This window comes from Flavobacterium esculini, from assembly GCF_048284325.1.
GTDB lineage: Bacteria > Bacteroidota > Bacteroidia > Flavobacteriales > Flavobacteriaceae > Flavobacterium.
Genome location: NZ_JBLVPI010000014.1, coordinates 29,406 through 44,298, shown reverse-complemented (window position 1 = coordinate 44,298; position 14,893 = coordinate 29,406). Strand labels below are relative to the sequence as shown.

The following is a 14,893-nucleotide window of genomic DNA, read 5'->3' as shown; positions in this document are numbered from 1 at the left end:
AACTTGCTCTAAATACGATTGTTTGATTTAATCTCAACGTATATTCGCTTTTATCAGATTCTTAAATCCGGCAGAATCTATTTATGCAATTCCAAAAAAGTGATACTTTTTTTTATACTTTTATAAACGCAACAAGAATTACGATCGGTTTTGAAAAAAGGATTCTAAATCGACAAAAAAAAATAAAAAGAGATGAAAACATTGGGACTTATTGGTGGGATTAGCTGGGTTTCTACTGCTGATTATTATAAACTTATTAATGAAGGAGTAAACGAGAAACTGGGAGGCATCAATTTTGCCAAATGCATAATCCATTCTTTCAATTATGCAGATATTATAAGAAATAATAACAACAATGATTGGGAATCAACATTTATCATGCTCTTCGAAGCCTGTGAAAACCTACAACAAAGTGGTGCCGAAGCAATTGTTTTATGTGCTAATACAATGCATCTTTTAGCCGATCGAATTGAGGAAAAAATGTCGATACCCGTAATTCATATCGCCACTGAAACTACAAAAGAAATAAAAAAATTGAAGCTATCCAAAGTAGGGCTTTTGGGTACTAAATTTACAATGGAACTGGATTTTTTTACTTCTAAACTCAGTAATGAAAACATTGAAACTTGTATACCTGAGTCGGAAGACAGAGATTTTATCCAAGATACCATTTACCATGAACTGGGAAAAGGAATCATTAACCCCGAAACGAAACAGCGTTACATCAGTATCATCAATAAATTAATAGAAAATGGTGCTGAGGGAATTATTCTGGGTTGTACTGAAATTCCATTATTAATTCAACAAGAGGATATTGCCGTTCCTATTTTTGACACCACCATAATTCATTCGGCAGCTGCAGTGGCATTTGCTGTAAGCTAAAAATATATTGCTATAATTTTTAATTAAACCAGAATTAAATATAAATCAAAAATAAAATATGAAAACAGGAAAATTACTATTCCTAGTGGTTATCGTCTTAGCCATTACCAGCTTTAAAACAATAACGTCTGATTCTAAAATTGCAGCGCCATCAAGAGAATTCTACCAAATTAAAACCTATATTTTCAAAACGGAACAACAAGTTGAAACTACTGAAAAATATTTGAAAGAAGCATTTCTTCCGGGTCTGAAAAAACTTGGAATTAAAAATATTGGAGTGTTCAAACCAAGACCAAACGCTACCGACACAATAAAAAAAGTGATGCTAGTGATTCCGTTTTCATCCATGACTCAATTTCTGGGATTGGAAGATAAATTGGCCAAAGACAAAACCTATTTGGCTAAAGGAGCAGATTATTTAAATGCTTCTTATAAACAAGCGCCATATTTGCGTATCGAATCTATTTTATTAAAAGCTTTTTCAGATCATCCTATTTTGTCAACTCCCTTTTTGAACTGTCCAAGAGCAAATCGAGTGTATGAATTGAGAAGCTACGAATCAGCAAGCGAAGCGATTTATAAAAACAAAGTCAATATGTTTAATGCCGGTGGTGAAATTAAACTTTTTGACCGCCTTACCTTTAATGCGGTTTTTTATGGCGAAGTTCTTTCGGGAGCCAAAATGCCAAACTTGATGTACATGACCACTTTTGCAGATCAAGAAAGTAGAGATTCACATTGGAAAGCCTTTGTAGATTCGCCGGAATGGAAAGGATTAATAGCTATGGAAAAATACAAAAACAATATTTCACACATAGACATTACTTTTTTGTACCCAACTGATTATTCTGATTATTAGTTTTACAAATCATAATTTTAATCCTAAACTATAACCTTTAAAAAGTTGTAGTTTTTTTATTTAAAACCTTAAAATTTTTACTTTTTCCCGAATAAAAACAAGTACAAATACCTCATTAAGAAAAGATTAAATCATTAATTTTAAGTATCTTTATTTCTATTTTTAACTATGGAAACCCTCAATATAATATTAAAACTTTCCGCCGGCGTGGGACTGTTCCTTTTCGCAATGTATCTTGTGGAGGAATCCTTAAAAAATCTTTCCGGGAGAAATTTCAAACTGTTTCTGCAGCGAATCACAAAAAACAACATTGGTGCGGTTGCAGGAGGAACAATTGTAACTGGTATTCTACAGAGTAGTTCTATGGTTTCGTTGATGGTTTTGGCATTTGTTGGCGCCGGAGTTTTCACCATGAAAAATGCCATGGCCATTATTTTGGGGGCAAACCTGGGAACAACACTTGCAAGCTGGCTGGTGGCAACACTTGGTTTTAAAACCAATATAGAAGTCATTGCTTACCCGGCAGTTTGTTTAGGAGGTTTTCTCCTAATCCTTCTTGGGAATCGCAAAACCATAAAATATGTTTCCTATTTTCTTTTGGGCTTTGGTTTAATGTTTATTGGGCTTTCCTTCATGAAAACGGCTATGGAAACACAGGTTCAATATTTTGATTTTTCACAATATGCTTCGAAGCCATTAGTGATTTTTTTGATAATTGGTTTTTTGATTACGCTGGTTGTTCAATCTAGCTCCGTAACTATGGCGCTTACATTGAGTGCTCTCAACGCAGGAGCGATAGGGTTTCCAATGGCAGCCGCAATCGTTCTGGGCAGTGAAACTGGGACCATTATTAAAATAGTATTGAGTGCTATTGGCGGAAATGCTTCCAAAAAACGAGTGGCACTTGGCAATTTATTATTTAATATTTTCATTACTGCCATTGCTTTTGTATTGCTTAGACCTATTCTTTTACTGATAACTGATATTATAAAAATCAAAGATCCAGTCATTGGGTTGGTTACTTTTTCGAGTTTAATAAATCTGTTAGCTATTGTAATCTTCCTTCCTTTTCTTGAACTTTTCACGAAATTTTTAGAACGTTTTTTTAAAAATTCTAATGGGTCAACAGTTGCTTTTATAGGCCATGCTTCTATTAATGAACCAGAAACTGCGCTTGATTTATTCCGAAGAGAAACAAAATACTTCATTCATAATTCGATGCTTTTTAATTTGGAATTATTCAAAATTGATACGCTATCAATTCTAAAAAATGATGATTTTAAAGCCATCAATGAGAAAAGGAACTTCTTTTCTAAAACCGAAGAAGATAAATATGAATTTCTGAAACAATTACAGGGCGAATTACAGGCTTTTTATCTGGAATTGAGAACAAAATTAGAAGGAGAAAAGCAGGCTGAACTCAACCAACTAATTTCTGCCGTACGCAGTTCCATGCATTCCGTGAAAAGCGTGAAAGACATAGGCAGCAATATTACAAACCTGAGACATTCGTCAAAAGACATTAAATACAATTTTTTTATACACCATAAAAAAGAAACCGAAAATCTATACCTTCAATTGAATGCATTCCTATCTGAGAATAAAAAAGCAAGCTTTGAAGAACTACAACATCTATTTAATTCCATTCAGAAAAATTATAGCGCTGCCTTAAATAATTTTTACACAGAAGCACAAAACGCATCCATTGAAGATCTTGATATCACTACGGTGATTAACTTTAATCGGGAACTTTTCACTTCAAATAAAGCGATGCTTATGGCAGTAAAAGAAATTTTATTAGAAGAAAAACAAGCGGAAGATTTTAATGAGATTCCAATTTACAAAACCTAATACACACAAAATTTGGTTCATTTTCAATTATCCAATTCAATTTTTTTTTCGGATATTTAAATCCAAAAATTTTGTAAGTTAATATCTAAATTATATAAAGCATTTCTGATTTAAATTTTCATCTTTGTGTTTAATTCAATTTAGAATTTAAATTGCTTTTCTAGTCTAAATTGGCTATTTTTAGACCTAAAATCAAGACCTTTTGAAAAAATACTTACAAAGAATTTTTAAAATTTTCCTCTGGATAATAGGAACTATAATCGTATTGTTTTTATTGTTACTTCTTGCTATTCAAATGCCTTCAGTTCAAAATTTTGCCAAAGAAAAAGCAGTAACTTATCTCGAAGAGAAAATTAAAACCAAAGTTTCCATTGACACCTTAAAAATTGGGTTTCCCGAAAAAATAATACTCAAAGGTGTTTATTTTCAAGATAAAAAAAAAGACACCCTTTTAGCCGGAGAGCGATTAGCGGCTGACATTAGTTTGTTGCAATTGATGAATAACAAAATAGAAATCAACTCCCTCGAACTGGAAGGCATTACTGCCAATCTAAATAGAGATTCCAAAGCAGTTTTTAATTTCGAATACATCTTCAAAGCTTTTGCTTCACCAGAGAAACAAAAGAGCGATTCACCCCCAATGCAATTTTCTGTGGAGGAAATTAAGCTAGACCGAATACAATTTAATTATAACGATGCCGTTACAAAAAATGATTTAGTTGCTACTCTAAATCATTTTGAAACAGCTATAAAAACGTTTGATTTAGATCAAATGAACTTTGAAATTCCGAAAGCTAAAATTAATGGTTTAAGGTTTAAATTAAAACAAGGTTTGGTTCAAATATCCAATAAAACCAAAGTTGCTGCTGCAAAAAATGCTCCAGACGCTATCTTAAAATTAAAGTTGGGCGAAATTGATTTATCCAAAATTGATTTCGATTATCAAAGTGACGAAACCAAGTTATCCACTAATTTCTATTTGAAAAAACTGTTAGCTAAAATTAATAAAATTGACCTTAACAATCAATTACTTTTAATCGAAAGTATTGATTTGACGGGTGTGGAAGGTGGATTGGCTTTTGGAAAACTAGACCAAAAAAATGTAAAAAATCAATCTAATGACAAAACTAACAACTGGGAAGTAAAAGTAAACAAAACAACGTTTAACCGAATTAACTTCCGTTATGACAATAATAACAGTGCCGCGACTAAGCAAGGGATCGATTACAACCATTTAGATTTCACTAAATTAAACGTACAAGTTGATGCCTTGTATTACAATCCAGAAAAAATTTCCGGAGATGCCAATTCGTTAACATTCAGAGAAAAAAGTGGTTTGAATGTTCAAGCGTTTAATGCTGAATTTTTCTACGGTAGACGAAATGCCTCGCTTAAAAAATTATATTTAAAAACACCTCAAACTGAATTGAGAGATGAAATTCTCATAGGGTATCCTTCCATTGAATCATTGGCTAAAAATCCTGGGGAATTAGGTCTTATCGCTAATTTGAAAAAAAGTAAATTGGCCGTTAAAGATATTTTGCTTTTTGCTCCCATGGTATCGAAGACGAATCCTTTCATGAGCTATCCAAACGCGATACTGCTTGTCAATGGTAAAGTTTCCGGGAAATTAAAAAACTTTGTATTTCCGGCCATCGAAATCAGTGGCATTGGAACCACAAAAGTGGCTGCAAGCGGCAGAATAATCGGTTTACCAGATGTCAACAAAGCTTACTTTGATTTGAATATTAAAGACTTGCAATCCGGTTCAAAGGATTTTAATGGAATTTTACCTCCGGGAACGATTCCAAATTCGATTCAATTGCCTTCGAAATTCAGTGCCGTAGGAACTTTTAAAGGGACAATTGCTAATTTTAATACCAATCTGAATTTGGTAAGTAGTTTTGGAAATGCAAAAATCAAAGGCACCTATGACCGCAGCATAAAAAATCAGGATAAATATGATGCTCAAATGGAACTGACTAATTTTGAATTAGGAAAATTTATCAAAAACGATTCCATTGGAAAAGTCACTTTAAAAGCCAATATAAAAGGAAATGGTTCCAATCTGAAAACTGCTACAGCTTCTTTCAACGGAACTATTCAAAAAGCCTATTACAATAAATATACGTATCAAAATCTGAGCGTAAAAGGGGCTATTCGCAGTGGAAATTTCAATGCAACCGCTGTGGCAAAAGATCCTAATCTGACTTTTGATTTAGTCAGCAGCGGAAGTTTTAGAGATAAATATCCAACTGGAAAATTAAAACTGAATGTGGATATCGCTGATTTGGAAAAACTGAATCTGCATGCCGGTCCAATGAAAATAAGAGGCCCTGTAGATGCTGATATTCAATCCGCAAATTTAGATTATCTCAATGGAACCTTAAATGCACACAGCATAACAATAGCCAATGCGAAAGAACAATTTGTAATTGATTCAATAAACGTAGTCGCAACATCCACGCCTGAAAAGAATACATTAGTATTGAAATCCCCGTTTATGGATGGTGAAGTCAATGGAAAATATAAGTTATCAAAAATAGCGACCGCTTTATCTAATTCTATTGCCAAGTATTATGACAGCAAACCAAATACAAGAAAAACCGCTGTTGAAAAACAACATTTTGCTTTTAAAATTGGTATAAAAGACAGTCCAATTCTATTGAAACTTATTCCTGAGTTGAAAAGTCTTGAACCTATTAACATCAATGGAAGATATAATTCTATTAACGATTCTATTGTTCTAAGTGGTACCATTCCTAAATTAATTTACGGAGAAAACACCATCACGAATGCCGTTCTTAAGGTGGATACTCAAGACAAGGCACTTGTTTACAGTTTGATTGTAGACGATATTCAAAACAAACAAATTCAGTTGCCTTACACCAATATTTCGGGGAAAGTGCAAAATAACATTCTGGATTACACGTTGCAATTAAAAGATATAAAAAACGTAGAAAGATACTTGATTGCAGGAACTTTACAGGCAACAGACGGAAATAATGAAATAAGTTTTGATCCAAACAATCTGTTACTCAACTATGAATCTTGGAAAATAGCCCAAGACAATTTAATTCGTTTTGGCAAAAAAGGAATTTACGCTGATAATTTCGAATTGAGTAAAGAGGGAAGCAGTATCCGAATACAATCACAATCTGAAGGAACGAATGCGCCAATCGCCATTGATTTCAAGGATTTTGACATCAAAACCATTACCAGTATGGTGGAGAAAAAGGATTTGCAAATGAGCGGAAAAATCAATGGAAATGCATTAGTTAAAAATGTAACTACTATACCCCTTTTCACTTCCGATTTAAATATTGAAAATTTTACGTTCAAAAAAGATACTATCGGTACTGTTAGCATAAAAGTAAATAATGCAATTACCAATAGATATGATGCGGTTATTTCAATTACAGGTCAGGGGAACCAAGTCAATTTAGACGGAAATTACAAAACAACTGATAGTAGTTTTGATATGAATCTGGCTATTGAAAAACTGAATTTAAAAAGTATTCAGGGTTTTACATTGGATAATATAAAAGAAAGTACCGGCTTTTTTAGAGGCAATTTCAAAATTACAGGAACTACAACTCAGCCCAAAGTAATTGGAGAATTACAATTCAATGAAATTGGTTTCAAGGCGACAAAGCTTAACTCAACCTTCAAGTCTGCAAATGATAAAATCATATTTACCAACGATGCCATTCTTTTCGATAATTTCATTCTAAAAGATGAAAAAGACAATGATTTAACCATAAACGGAAAAATAGAGAGTACCAATTTCAGGAATTTTGGTTTTGATTTAGCCTTGGATGCAGATAATTTCAAAGCTATTAATTCTAAAGCCAAAGACAATGCTATGTATTATGGCGAATTGTATTTAGACAATCATTTGAAAATATCAGGCAATTTTGACAATCCTGTTGTGGAAGGAAATATTAAAATTAACAAAGACACTAAATTTACTATTGTTTTACCACAATCAGATCCATCAATAGCCGATAGAGAAGGAATTGTAGAATTTATTGATCAAGACAATCCACAATTAATGGGGGATATTGCTCTAGCAGAATTTACTAATGAATCAGAGATAAAAGGAATCAATGCTTCCGTAAATATTGAAATAGACAAAGAGGCTGAATTATCTCTGATTATTGACAAAGCAAACGGAGATTTCCTAAAATTAAAAGGAGAAGCACAATTGAACGGTGGAATTGATCCTTCGGGAAAAACAACTTTGACTGGCAGATATGAATTATCAGAAGGAAGTTATGAAATGAATTTTAATTCCATTAAAAGGAAATTCGACATCAAACCGGGAAGTTATATTCTTTGGACGGGAGAACCAACCACGGCCGACATTAGTATTACAGCAATTTATAAAACAGAAGCTGCGCCAATTGATTTGGTTAATGACCAATTAGGAACTGTTACAGCCGAAGTTAGAAATACATACAAGCAAAGAATTCCTTTTGAAACCAGATTAAAAATGACCGGTGAACTGCTGAAACCTACCATTTCGTTTGACATCGTTTTGCCTGAAGGAAATAATAGTGTTTCGACTGAAATTATCAATACTACACAAGCCAAACTGACGCAACTACGTCAGCAGCCTGATGAATTGAATAAACAGGTTTTTGCCTTATTGCTACTGAATCGTTTCATTGGAGAAAATCCATTTGCGAGTGAAGCTGGAAGAGCAAACGTTTCTTCATTAGCCAGAGAAAGTGTCAGTAAAATTTTATCGCAGCAACTCAATGATCTCGCAGGCGATTTAATAAGTGGTGTGGAACTTAAATTTGATTTGAATACCTCTGATGATTATACAACGGGACAACGAGAAAACAAAACCGATTTGAATGTAGGTATTTCTAAAAAATTACTGAATGACCGATTGAAAGTTACCGTAGGAAGTAGTTTTGGAATTGAAGGACCACAACAAGTCAATCAGAATGCTAATAATATAGCTGGCGATGTTTCTTTAGACTACCAACTTTCAAAAGATGGAAGGTATAAAATCCGGGCCTATCGAATAAACAAATACCAAGTGGCTCTTCAAGGTGAAGTTGTAGAAACAGGAATTGCTTTTATCATCACTTTGGATTACAATAAATTCAAGGAATTGTTTGGTAAAAGTAAAGCGCAAAAAGCAGCTAAAAAATTAAAAAAAGAATCAAAAAAGAAATCTGATGAATAAGACCCATTTACTATATTTTCTTTTTTTAGCATTGTTTGCCACCTCGTGCAGCAATACAAGATTTTTGCCCGAAGGCGAACTGTTGTACATTGGCGGAACAGTAAAAGTGGAAGGAAACGAAGCCTCTAAAAAGGAAAAAAAAGCGTTAAAGACGGCACTAAAAGACATTCTTAGACCAAAACCCAACGCCTCTTTTCTAGGATTGAGACCAAAATTGTATATCTACAATTTAGCGGGAACACCCAAAAAAGAAAAAGGATGGCGGTATTGGCTGAAAACTAAAGTAGGTGAGCCACCCGTTTTATACAGTCAGGTAGATTTAGAATATAGCAAAAGTGTTTTACAGAATTTCTCTGAAAACAGTGGCTATTTTAATACTAAAACTGCAGCAGATTCAACTCGACATGGTAAAAAAGCTACTGCAGAATATATTGTAAAACCTGGTAAACAATATAAAATTAGAGAAGTAAAATTCCCCACAGATTCCTCCATAATCTCTAGTGCGGTTCGCAATACCAAACGCAGAAGTTTATTAAAAAAAGATAACGGATATAGCCTTGATGTTATTAAAGAAGAAAGAGTCCGTATTGACACCAGACTTAAGGAAAAAGGTTTTTTCTACTTCAACCCCGATTATCTTAAAGTACAAGTCGACAGTACTGTTGCTGATCATCAGGTAGATCTTATCGTAAAAGTAAAAGACGAAACGCCAAAACTAGCGGAGACACCATTCAAAATCAATAAAATTATTGTTTATCCAAACTATTCCATTGGTTCTGACAGCTTGAAACCCAATTATAATTCCATCAAAAAATACAATGATTTCACCATTATAGATCCGGATAATTTATTCAAACCACGAATTTTTGACCGTGCCTTGTATTTTAAAAAAGAAGATTTATACAACCGTACCAATCATAATTTATCTTTGAATCGATTAGTAAATTTGGGCACTTTCAAATTCGTTAAAAATCAGTTTAAACCTTCCGATACCATAGGAAATTATCTGGATGCGTACTATTATCTTACGCCATTACCCAAAAAATCACTTCGTTTGGAAGTATTGGCAAAAACTAATTCTGCTAATTATACCGGAACCGAACTCAATTTAAACTGGAGCAATAGAAATGCTTTCAGAGGTGCTGAATTACTGACCATATCTGCTTTTGGCGGTGTCGAAGTACAAGTTTCTGGGCAAAATAATGGATTTAATGTATACCGGTTTGGAACGGAAGCTAATTTAGTTTGGCCGAGATTTGTTTCCCCATTTAAATTTAGGTCTTCTAGTGGCTTTGTTCCAAAAACAAAGGCTACATTAGGTTATGAATTTCAAAACAGAACCAAATTGTACTCGTTACAAACATTCAAAGGATCCTTTGGTTATTTATGGAAAGCAAGCGAGAAAAAAGAACATTTATTAAATGTTACCGAAATCACTTATGCAAGTCCGCAAAATGTAACTCCTTTATATCAAGAACAGATTCTAGCTAATCCTTCTCTGGGGAAAGTAATTGAGAAACAATTAATTTTTGGCCCAACGTATTCTTTTACGTACACCAACACCTTACAGAAAAGAAAGAAAAACACATTTTACTACAAAGGAACTGTAGATCTTGCCGGAACCATAGCGGGATTAGCTACAGGAGCAAACATACAAAAAGGGGATACTATCAAACTGTTTGATGTTCCTTTCAGCCAATTTATAAAAACAGAAAACGATTTTAGACATTATTTAAAATTAGGACCTGATTCCCAGCTTGCCAGCAGGATTATTGTAGGTGCAGGATTTGCCTACGGAAATTCGGATGAGTTACCCTTTATTAAACAGTTTTTTATTGGTGGAACCAATAGTTTAAGAGCATTTCGCGCGCGATCAATAGGTCCCGGAACTTATGATGGCTCTAGCACCTCCAGTAGTTTTTTAGCAGACCAATCTGGGGATATAAAACTGGAATTAAATACAGAATACCGAGCTAAAATCTATGGCTTAGTAAAAGGGGCTCTATTCATAGACGCAGGAAATATATGGCTACTGAAAGATAACCCTGAAAAACCAGGCGCTCAATTTTCTAAAAAATTTATGAACGAATTGGCCGTTGGAACCGGAGCCGGATTGCGTTTTGACTTTTCTTTTCTAATTCTTAGAACGGACTTTGCCTTCCCTATTCGAAAACCTTATTTGCCGGAGGGTCAACGTTGGGTTTTAGATCAAATCAATTTTGGGAACGGTACCTGGAGAAAAGAAAATTTAGTTTTTAATTTGGCTATTGGCTATCCTTTTTAATTAGTCTTTAAGCACTTAACACTTTCTTAAAAATTATTTATCCTTTTCAATTTGGAATTTCGACACTTTTAATAACTGGAACAGAAAATAGCTTCAATTAATTTTCGAATAAAAAGCATTTAAATCTTGTATAAAAAATGATCTCAAATTCGTAATGTCTTTCAATAGCTCATTAACAAATTAGCTCAAAAATCCAAAATTTCAGAAGTCCTCATTAAAACTCCTAAACTACCCAATTATTTATTTACGTTATTGAATAATTAGAATATGACTTAATATTTTACCAAATATTTAATAAAACTCCAATTTTAATCTTTTCATTGTTACATTCTATTATCTTTGTTAGTAATAAAACCTACTACTAAATTATGGAAGAATGTATCTCTGTTTTTGATATGCTTAAAATCGGTGTTGGACCCTCTAGTTCTCATACACTTGGGCCTTGGCGCGCAGCAGAACGTTTTCTGAGTGAATTGAGAAACGAAAATTTAATCCATAAAGTAAACAGAGTAAAAGTAGATTTATATGGTTCTCTTTCGCTAACTGGTAAAGGGCACGCCACTGATTTAGCAATTATGCTAGGTTTAAGTGGACAAGATCCTGAATATATTCCTATTTCAAATATCGATAAAATTATAAAATCAATTAAGGGCAAAAATGAAATCAATCTTGGTAATGAACACCAGATTCCTTTCCATTTTTCAGAAGATATTGTTTTTAATAAAAACTTCCTTCCTTTTCATGCTAATGCCATGACTTTTACGGCCTACATAACGGATGATGATGAATATATTTCTACCTTCTACTCTATCGGCGGTGGTTTTGTTGTGAAAGAAGAACGCATCAATGCCAAGAAAAAAATTGCCATAAAATGTGCTTTCCCTTTTCCAATAGATAAGGCAACTGAACTTTTGGACTACTGCAGGAAAGAAAATAAAAAGATTTCGGAAATCGTGTATGAGAATGAAAAATCAATGCGATCCGAAGAAATGATTCATCATGAATTAATGCGCATTTGGAACACCATGCTGGAGTCTATGTATATTGGTTGTCATTCCGAAGGAATTTTACCCGGCGGACTAAATGTAAGGAGAAGAGCGTTTGATATGCATCAAAACCTCATTGGTTTAGCCAATTATAATTCCCCTCAAACTTGGCTAGAAGAAATTAGAAAAACGGAAGTAAAATTTCGCCAAATATTAAAATGGGTAAGCTGTTTTGCACTTGCGGTAAACGAAGTAAATGCTGCTTTAGGACGAGTGGTTACCGCTCCAACGAATGGAAGTGCAGGTGTTATTCCATCTGTTTTAATGTATTATTTAGTTATCGAAAACCACAATGCCGGTGAAAAAGAAATCAAACAATTCCTGATGGTAGCCAGTGAAATAGGGAGTATTTTCAAAAAAGGTTCTACTATTTCAGCAGCAATGGGTGGCTGTCAAGCAGAGATTGGGGTTTCCTCATCAATGGCAGCGGCTGCTTTATGCGAATTAATGGGCGGAACTCCGGAACAAGTTTTAATGGCTGCCGAAATTGCCATGGAACATCATCTTGGTTTAACGTGCGATCCTATTGGTGGATTAGTCCAAATTCCTTGTATCGAAAGAAATACGATGGGAGCCATAAAAGCAATTAATGCCGCCGAATTAGCATTAGAAACTGACCCAAAAAACGCAAAAGTTCCGTTAGATAAAGTAGTTGACACCATGTGGCAAACTGCCAAGGACATGAACAATAAATACAAAGAAACCTCTGAAGGTGGTTTAGCAATCGCTGTGAATATGGCGGATTGTTAAGAAAGTATTCAGTGTTCAGTCCCAGTTTGCAGTTACTGCAAACTGGGACTGAACACTGAATACTTATTCTAAATCTTTTTTCTTTCCAATTCTAATTTTTGAATAGGTTGGTAAACAAAAGGGATTTCTTCAATTTCCACATCGCTTTTATCAAGCCCAAATGCTCTAATATCTGAAAGTGACCAGTTTTTAAGCATATAATAGGAATTCAACAGTAAGGCATCTTTAACGGCAAACTCATTTTCGACAGAGAGGAATTTCTCCAAAATAATGAATTTAAAATCAGGATCTGCATTGTATTTCGTAGAACCGTCAGGGCGAATATGCAAATTCAATTCTTTATTTTTGACTAAATTCTGTACTATTTTTTTGAAATACAATTCCACTTTTGGCTGGATTCTAAAACCAATATTCAGCACAATTTTGATGACTTTATCGTCTAACAATTCTATTACTTCATAATTTAAAGTAAAAGGATCATTGGTTCTGTTGATATGAAAAAACCAGTAGACATCGGCTCTTTTTGGCTTTTTGGAAAAAATAGATTTTAATATTTTTTCTTCCACTTCATAAATTCTATCCGCTTTAGAGAGATAAATTAAATGGGTTGAATACTTTGGAATACTGATGTCATTACTCAATTCCTGAAGTTGTTGCGTATGCTCCGCTAAATTGGTGAACTTTAGAAATTTATTATTAATTTTTCTTGCGAAAAACCAAGTATACATGGTCATAAAAATGAAAAGCTCAAAGAACAAGAACATCCAACGTTCTTTGATTTTTACAATATTGGCAATAAAAAAAGCAATTTCAATAATCCCAAAAATTGTAATAATTATGCCTATCAAAACCCTGTTCATTTTTTTTATATAAATCAAATAATAATTTAAAAGTACAGTGGTCATCAGCATGGCAATAGTAATGGAGAACCCATAAGCCGCTTCCATATTTGAGGAGTTTTTAAAATATAAAATCATCAAAATGCACCCTACCCAAAGAATTGTATTTACTGAAGGAATGTATATTTGTCCTTTCAAATTGGTTGGATTTCGCATGGCAACTCTTGGCCAAAAGTTAAGTGACATCGCTTCATTTATTAACGTGTAGGAACCGCTTATCAAAGCTTGTGAAGCAATGATTGCTGCAAAAGTGGCAATAATAACACCTGAAAAAAGAAACCATTGTGGCATGATGGTATAAAAAGGATTTCTTCCATCAAGAAATGTATTTCCTTGAGTCATAAGCCAAGATGCTTGACCTAAATAATTTACGACTAAAGCAATTTTGACAAAAATCCATGTGATTCTGATATTCGTTTTTCCACAATGCCCTAAATCCGAATATAGTGCCTCGGCTCCCGTTGTACATAAAAATACGGCTCCTAATAACCAGAATCCGTGAGGATATTCAACTAGTAATTGATAGGCATACATTGGATTTAATGCCGTCAAAATAGCAGGATGATCCAGTATTTGTACAAAACCTAAAATAAAAAGCATTGAGAACCACACTACCATAGCGGGTCCAAAAAAGAAACCAACTTTTTGTGTTCCAAATCGTTGAAAAAAGAACAATCCTGACAAAATTACGATTACAATTGGAAGTATTGGAATGCCAGGAACCACATCTCCCAAACCTTCAACTGCAGAAGCCACGGAAATAGGTGGCGTAATAATTCCATCTGCCAAAAGTGTGGTGGCTCCTAGAATGGTAGGAATTACCAATTTTCCTTTACCAAAACGCTTTACCAATGCATAAAGTGAAAAAACACCACCTTCACCATGGTTATCTGCTGAAAGTGTCAAGAAAATATATTTGAAAGTTGTTTGAAAGGTTAGTGTCCAAAAAATACAGGAAATACCACCGTAAACAAGCAATTTAGAGATTTCTCTTTGTCCAATAATGGCTTTCATAACATACAACGGACTGGTTCCTATGTCTCCATAAATAATCCCTAATGCCACTAAAAGCGATGCGGCGCTGACTTTTTGAATAGTTGATTTATTCATTTTAATTTA

General features: G+C 33.8%; 7 protein-coding genes. 6 read left to right on the top strand and 1 reads right to left on the bottom strand.

What is annotated here, in order from left to right; all coding sequences use genetic code 11:
* The first annotated feature begins 192 nt into the window (after positions 1 to 192).
* From ACNQGG_RS12540 to ACNQGG_RS12515, 6 genes are all read left to right on the top strand, one after another.
* Entirely contained in the window at positions 193 to 882 is a 690-nt protein-coding gene (locus ACNQGG_RS12540; protein WP_417964470.1) for an aspartate/glutamate racemase family protein, read from the top strand.
* A 58-nt stretch (positions 883 to 940) separates the two neighbouring features.
* Positions 941 to 1,741, top strand: a complete 801-nt coding sequence (locus ACNQGG_RS12535; protein WP_417964468.1) for an NIPSNAP family protein — start codon at positions 941 to 943, stop codon at positions 1,739 to 1,741.
* 168 nt (positions 1,742 to 1,909) lie between these two features.
* Positions 1,910 to 3,592 (top strand): Na/Pi cotransporter family protein, encoded by a 1,683-nt coding sequence (locus ACNQGG_RS12530; protein ID WP_417964466.1) that lies wholly within the window; start codon positions 1,910 to 1,912, stop codon positions 3,590 to 3,592.
* Between the two features lie 202 nt (positions 3,593 to 3,794).
* Positions 3,795 to 8,795, top strand: coding sequence for a translocation/assembly module TamB domain-containing protein (locus ACNQGG_RS12525; protein WP_417964464.1), 5,001 nt, complete (start codon positions 3,795 to 3,797; stop codon positions 8,793 to 8,795).
* Positions 8,788 to 11,079 carry a translocation and assembly module lipoprotein TamL gene (gene tamL, locus ACNQGG_RS12520; protein ID WP_417964462.1) on the top strand — a complete coding sequence of 764 codons (2,292 nt, stop codon included), beginning with the start codon at positions 8,788 to 8,790 and terminating at the stop codon, positions 11,077 to 11,079. Before ACNQGG_RS12525 ends, tamL begins: the two co-directional genes overlap by 8 nt.
* Positions 11,080 to 11,447: 368 nt before the next feature.
* Positions 11,448 to 12,875 carry an L-serine ammonia-lyase gene (locus ACNQGG_RS12515; RefSeq protein WP_417964460.1) on the top strand — a complete coding sequence of 476 codons (1,428 nt, stop codon included), beginning with the start codon at positions 11,448 to 11,450 and terminating at the stop codon, positions 12,873 to 12,875.
* A 68-nt stretch (positions 12,876 to 12,943) separates the two neighbouring features.
* On the opposite strand, the gene ACNQGG_RS12510 is transcribed toward ACNQGG_RS12515, so the two are convergent.
* Entirely contained in the window at positions 12,944 to 14,884 is a 1,941-nt protein-coding gene (locus ACNQGG_RS12510; RefSeq protein ID WP_417964458.1) for a KUP/HAK/KT family potassium transporter, read from the bottom strand.
* Between the last annotated feature and the right edge of the window lie 9 nt (positions 14,885 to 14,893).